Consider the following 4,337-nt stretch of genomic DNA (forward strand, 5'->3'; position numbering starts at 1 on the left):
AGAATTCCTAGTCGTCCAGCAACTTATTGATGAGTCAAAGGTGCGATCGCAATCGAATAGGCAGATTGAGGAACTGATGCAACGAGGGATGATGGCTCAAACTGCGATCGCAGCAATAACAGTATTGATGTTTTCGTTCATGGGCATATATGGCATAACCCGATATATCGGCTCACAAGTTCAACAAGTACAGCAGACTTATACCAATTTTAAGTAGTTAAAGGGGAGAAAGGAATGTTAGGAAAGTGGCTTCCCGGTTTGTTTGGCGGTAAAGGTGATGGAGTAGTATCAACGGATTTAAGAGTTGGGGATGCTACCCAAATTGAGGGGGATTTACCAAGTTCTATCCGCGCTCGTTATACGTTACCTGCTTACACCACTGCACAACAAGTTTTAGATGAAGCAGAGGTATCGGGAACTCTCAAAGCCCAGAAGTGGTTACACACCAAGTTCTCTCGCCATCGCCTTAAGCAGTTACAATCCTTAGCTGAAATGTATAAAAATCAACTGACATATTCTCAAGAAGGCATGAAGGTTGAGGAAGATTTGCAGCGAACTAGGGCGTTACATGGGGAGGCGGTGATCCGTCATGCCTTCGGGTCGCAGGAACAACAACGCCAGTTGGGGGGATACGAGCAGGCATTTAATGAAGTGGGTGATAGCTTTAGGTTCTAGGTTATGCAGAATAATCAAACTTCTCTTATTAAATTATCCTTTGTTGGATATGCAGTGTGTGGGGTTGGACTATCAATGTTGATGGGTTTTTTATCAGTTGCTAGCCCAGTCAGTAAATACATTCTTTGGTTTATCAGTATAATTTCCATCTGCTGCATATTTCTAGGATTATTCAACTTTGCTGGCTTAGTCGTTAAAGGATTTGGCTTTAACCGCAAGACTTTTACCATTGGGTTAATGCCTGGGGTGATATTCCTTTTTGTGTTTTTGATGTTAGTTTGTGCCGGTGTTGCTTTGGGGGTCAGATAAAAATGACGTTTGAACTAGAACGACTAACCGCCAGTAGTGTGATTCACGCAGAGCGGACTATCTTGTGTTCTTTAGGAGCGAGTGCAGTGTTATGTCTGTCTGCTCCTTTTTTCTTAAACACTGACCGAATAACAACCGGGATGCTACTTGGTGCTGGAACAGTCAGTGCTGGCTTATTTGGGGTATCTGCCCAAATCAGCGAAGGCAAACAGAAAGTATACCAGTCTTTACTAGAAGCTGACCTCAAAGCACTTAAACAGCATTTGCAGGGTCAGGCAGCATACAATTATGTCACCACTGCGATCGCAGCTAAACGCAGAGTTGCTGATTATGTGAATCGGCTACCAATGCAAGAGCGCCCCCGGTGGATTGCTGAATATCAGTTGCAAGGGTTGGTTACTCTTCCCTTACCACCAGCACAACAATCACCTTCACCGACTGGGATTCCTAATCCTGATATTGCTGACATCGATGAAGAGTCGGTACAGTCGGTGATTAATCCGGGTGCGATGAAAGTTCTCCAAGCGATCGCAGCTAATTATCCCTCATACATCAGAATTGATGGTGCGTGGATTGATGAACTGTGTGATGCTGCATCTAATCAAAATATGACCCTTCGCAGTAATCACCATTTCTACATTTCTGGTGGCACACAATCCGGCAAGTCAACTCTGGCTGGAGTGATTATTAATAAAATTGCTGCAAAATCTCAAAGTCCGGCAATTGTCATTGGCAGTGATCCAAAAGATGATGTCACCAGATGGCTGTGCAAGTTTAGCCGTAAGTTTGACGGCATGAAAGAATTAAAAAATTGGATCACCTTTGCCACAGACCAAATTGACAAACAAAAAGCCAGGGTTGCAAAAGTTGGTGGTGAATGTCAGGGTGTCCCGGAATTATTATTTGCCCAAGATGAGGTGGACTCTGTATTCGGTGGTGGCAAGGGACTTCCGGGAATGGTTGATGCCGATACTGCCAAAGACTTGCAAGGTTTTTGGAACTATATCATCAAATTCACGGCAGGGTTAAAGGGTCATGGTTTATTTATGGGCCAGTCCCCACTCTCTGGAGAAACCGGATTTAGTCGCCCGTCCTTGAAAAATGTTTGCTTTATTGCGACGGGGCAGACATCGAGTTATATTCTTGACCATCCCCAAGACTTTGTAAACGTTAAAAAGGAGATTTTGGAGGTCTTGCGACAGGCTTGTGAACTGTTAGACAAAGCCGGAGTTCGATATGCCTTAGTGATTCCCACTCGGTCTAATCCTTTTGTTGCTCTAATCCCGGAATTCGATATCAAAGGTCTAGAACAAAAACAAGAATCCAAACCGAATGGTGACACTGTTAATAGTTCTAAAAATAATCAACAATCCTCACAGCAGCAGATTGACTGGTATCAAGAAATTAGAAACTGGGCAACAGAATTAGGAAGAAGACCACATTTTCAGGAAATTCAACAGAAGTGGCACGAATTAACGGGGCAAGAGTTAAACGAAAAGGGGGTAACTCTATTACTAGAAAATCTCGGCTACACAGACGATTAAACTGGAATGCTCGATATGGTAATCCTAAAGAGTATAGAAAACAAGTAGCGATCGCACACAAGAGAACTCATCAACTTTGTTGTAATTGCTTAGTTAGACCTAGCAAAGAATTACACCACATCCGTTATAGCGATGAAAGAGGGTTAATTGCAGGTAGAGAAAAAATTGGGCATGATATTGTACCCGTTTGTTTACAGTGTCATGAGCGAGTTCATTAACAAGATGCTTGGTATAAAGATTCTTTTGACCCAATTAAGAATAATTGTAATTTTCCGTATTGGGCCGAAAGATTAAGGCTGGGCTATCAACTTCTTTACGATGGTATTGATTTTACTTAAAGGTAAATAGATATGGAAAAAATAGAGCAAGAGTACGCAAAACTTTATTCTTCTAAAAAGTTTTTACCTTTTGGGTCTGGTAGCCCAAGAACACAATTTAGACAGCGAGAGCGAGTGGGATTAACAAAAAAGATAATAAAGTATTCAGTCAACGAGACTTTTTTTGATATATGGAGTGACGATTTAGCTTGGGTACTAGGCTTAATTTGGACTGATGGACATCTTGTTGGAAATACTGTGTCTATCACTTCTAAAGACAAAATTCTACTTGAAAAAGTAAATTCTATCATTGGTAATGAAAGACCATTACGTATAAGAGTGACAGGTAGAGCATGGGATTTATCGGTTTGTAATAGGCAAGTAGTTAAGAGATTAAGAGAGATTGGGCTGATCTCTGGTGTAGAAGGTAAAACTAGAAACATTGAGTTTCCAAATATGCCATTCGTATTTAAGTCTAGTTTTGTCAGAGGATTGATTGATGGTGACGGATGTATTACCAGAAGGATTCAAGGAAAAAATGTTAAAGGGTTATTTGTTTATATATGTGGCGCATCTAATATTTTTAAAGGTCTTGCGTCTTGGCTTCGAGAACAAAATATAAACCACTCTTTGTATTTTGAGACAGATGAAATGTGGCGAGTCTGTGTTTTTAGAGTCAGAGATTTAAAAGTTTTGTATAAATTACTCTACCCTACAGAAAATATTTCTTGTCTTCAAAGAAAAAGAGATGTTTATGATGCATGGATACTCGATCATACTAAATATTCAGTAAGTATCGAGAATGATAATCCGCTATGTAAGTATTGCAAAGGGAAAACAAATCTTGGCGCTACAAGACAAAACGGGACACAAAAGTTTATTTGTAGACAGTGCAAGCGATGCACTTCTATTAAGCCTGAATCTTTATTAAAAGAGTGGAACTCTCGCCCTACTTGTCCTCATTGTAAGGATTCAGAGGTTGTTAAAGCCGGGATTCCTCGTGGAGGACAGGATTATAGGTGCAAAAAATGTAATCGTAGATTTCATATCCCACAACGTTTACAACTGGATGAAAAGCCGTAGTAATCCTGTTTGGGGTAATCGCAATACTGACGAATTTATTACGAGATTGAGACTGGGATATCAATTATTGTATGGAGGGATTGTCTATGATTAAGCTCTTGCTAAAATATGCACCAGATTCAGTAGTTGATGCTGTAAACGATATTTCTTTAGCAGAACTTGATAAACGAGGTTTAATACTGTGGGCTGATGCGCCGCGCCTGGAGCCAGAAGATGAGAACTCAGCATTTAATCTAGCTATTAAGTTCCAAAACGTTACACCAGATAATATACCGTTCATACTCCAGGCGATCGCTCAAATATATACAAATTACGGTGATTGCTTGGCTCTGAAATACTTGATGGAACTTTCAGCCGAATACTTTAGTTTAATTGGAGTTCACGAAGATGTATAACCAATACGATGATT

General features: G+C 40.5%; 6 protein-coding genes. All 6 read left to right on the forward strand.

Annotated elements, in window-relative coordinates; all coding sequences use genetic code 11:
• A partial coding sequence (locus ACWATR_RS38700; protein ID WP_460345305.1) for a hypothetical protein occupies nucleotides 1-217 on the forward strand: 217 nt, incomplete at its 5' end.
• Nucleotides 218-234: 17 nt separating this feature from the next.
• Complete coding sequence (locus tag ACWATR_RS38705; protein ID WP_460345308.1) at nucleotides 235-675, forward strand: hypothetical protein; 441 nt, start codon at nucleotides 235-237, stop codon at nucleotides 673-675.
• A gap of 3 nt (nucleotides 676-678) precedes the next feature.
• Nucleotides 679-984 (forward strand): hypothetical protein, encoded by a 306-nt coding sequence (locus ACWATR_RS38710; RefSeq protein ID WP_460345311.1) that lies wholly within the window; start codon nucleotides 679-681, stop codon nucleotides 982-984.
• 2 nt (nucleotides 985-986) lie between these two features.
• Nucleotides 987-2,528: a hypothetical protein gene (locus tag ACWATR_RS38715; protein ID WP_460345313.1), complete on the forward strand. Its 1,542-nt coding sequence runs from the start codon at nucleotides 987-989 to the stop codon at nucleotides 2,526-2,528.
• A gap of 350 nt (nucleotides 2,529-2,878) precedes the next feature.
• A complete protein-coding gene (locus ACWATR_RS38720; protein ID WP_460345316.1) occupies nucleotides 2,879-3,928 on the forward strand; it encodes a transposase in 1,050 nt (349 codons plus the stop codon).
• An 86-nt stretch (nucleotides 3,929-4,014) separates the two neighbouring features.
• Entirely contained in the window at nucleotides 4,015-4,323 is a 309-nt protein-coding gene (locus ACWATR_RS38725; RefSeq protein WP_460345319.1) for a hypothetical protein, read from the forward strand.
• The last annotated feature ends 14 nt before the right edge of the window (nucleotides 4,324-4,337 follow it).

Source organism: Nostoc sp. UIC 10890 (assembly GCF_054786515.1).